General features: G+C 63.3%; 2 protein-coding genes. Both read left to right on the top strand.

The window, feature by feature from the left end:
- Positions 1–535: NAD-dependent epimerase/dehydratase family protein (locus JQ635_RS38895; protein ID WP_211415039.1), on the top strand; the 535-nt coding region annotated here is incomplete at its 5' end.
- A gap of 175 nt (positions 536–710) precedes the next feature.
- Positions 711–1,750 (top strand): UDP-glucose dehydrogenase family protein (locus JQ635_RS38890; protein ID WP_211415038.1); only part of this gene is annotated, 1,040 nt, incomplete at its 3' end.

The raw sequence follows: 1,750 nt of genomic DNA, 5'->3' as shown, positions 1-1,750 counted from the left end.
GCCGACCAACGAGCCCTATGCGATCGCCAAGATCGCGGGCATCAAGATGGTGGAGGCCTATCGCAGCCAGTACGGATCCGACTTCATCAACGTGATGCCGACCAATCTCTACGGCCCCGGCGACAATTATCATCCTGAAATGAGCCACGTCGTCGCCGCCCTGATCCGCCGCTTCCACGAGGCGAAGGTGTCGGGCGCGAAGAACGTCGTGGTGTGGGGCACCGGCACGCCGCGGCGCGAGTTCCTCTATGTCGACGACATGGCGGATGCCTGCGTGCACCTGATGAAGACCTATTCCAGTGCGGAACTGGTCAATATCGGCGCCGGCGAGGACATCGCCATCGCCGAATTCGCGCGCGTTGTTGCCGACATCGTCGGCTACAGCGGCGAGATCTCATTCGACACCACGCGGCCCGACGGCACCCCGCGCAAGCTGCTCGACGTCAGCCGTCTCGACAAGCTCGGCTGGCGTGCCACGACCTCGCTCCGCGACGGCTTGAAACGCGCATATTCGGCGTATCTCTCGCATACGTAGAATGCACAATTGCATGTCGCGCATGTCAGGAGAGGTCCGCAATTCCTGTCACGCGCGGCGGCTAAGGATTATTCGCTCAGTGAAGCAACCTGCCCTAATGTTGTGCGTGCGGCCTGATAGAGAAATGGTCTAGGGTGTTCAGTGGAACATCCGTCTTCAACGGAAAGAGTTTTTCATGCGAATCGCGATGATCGGAACGGGCTATGTGGGACTGGTGTCCGGAGCCTGCTTTGCGGATTTCGGTCACGACGTCACCTGCGTCGACAAGGACGAGAGGAAGATCGCGGCCCTTCACCGCGGCGAGATCCCGATCTACGAGCCCGGCCTCGACGAGCTGGTTGCAACCAACGTCAAGGCCAAGCGGCTCGACTTCACCACTGACCTGTCCAAGCCGGTCGCGGACGCCGACGCCGTGTTCATCGCGGTCGGCACGCCCTCGCGCCGCGGCGACGGTCACGCCGATCTGTCCTATGTCTACGCCGCCGCGAAAGAGATCGCGCAGTCGCTGACCGGCTTCACCGTGGTGGTGACGAAGTCGACAGTGCCCGTCGGCACCGGCGACGAGGTCGAGCGGATCATCCGTGAGACCAACCCGAAGGCGGACGTCGTCGTCGCCTCGAATCCCGAATTCCTGCGCGAGGGCGCGGCGATCCGCGACTTCAAATTCCCCGACCGTGTCGTGGTCGGCACCTCCGACGAGCGCGGCCGCAAGGTCATGGGCGACATCTATCGCCCGCTGTCGCTGAACCAGGCACCGCTGATGTTCACCGCGCGCCGCACCGCGGAGATGATCAAATACGCCGCGAACGCCTTTCTCGCGACCAAGATCACCTTCATCAACGAGATCGCCGACCTCTCCGAAAAGGTCGGCGCCAACGTGCAGGAGGTCGCGCGCGGCATTGGCCTCGACAACCGCATCGGCACCAAGTTCCTGCATGCAGGTCCCGGCTTCGGCGGCTCGTGCTTCCCGAAGGACACCAAGGCGCTGATCAAGATCGCGCAGGATTATGACGTGAACCTGCGCATCGTTGAATCCGTGCTGGCCGTGAACGAGAACCGCAAGCGCGCGATGGCGCGCAAGGTCAGTCAGGCGCTCGGCGGTTCGCTGCGCGGCAAGACCATCGCCGTGCTCGGCCTCACCTTCAAGCCCGACACCGACGACATGCGCGATGCGCCGTCGATCCCGCTGGTCACCGGCCTGATCGACATGGGCGC

Source organism: Bradyrhizobium iriomotense, assembly GCF_018130765.1.
Taxonomy (GTDB): Bacteria; Pseudomonadota; Alphaproteobacteria; order Rhizobiales; family Xanthobacteraceae; genus Bradyrhizobium; species Bradyrhizobium iriomotense_A.
Note: the sequence above shows the minus strand (reverse complement) of the source record. Positions and strands in the feature narration are given on the sequence as shown.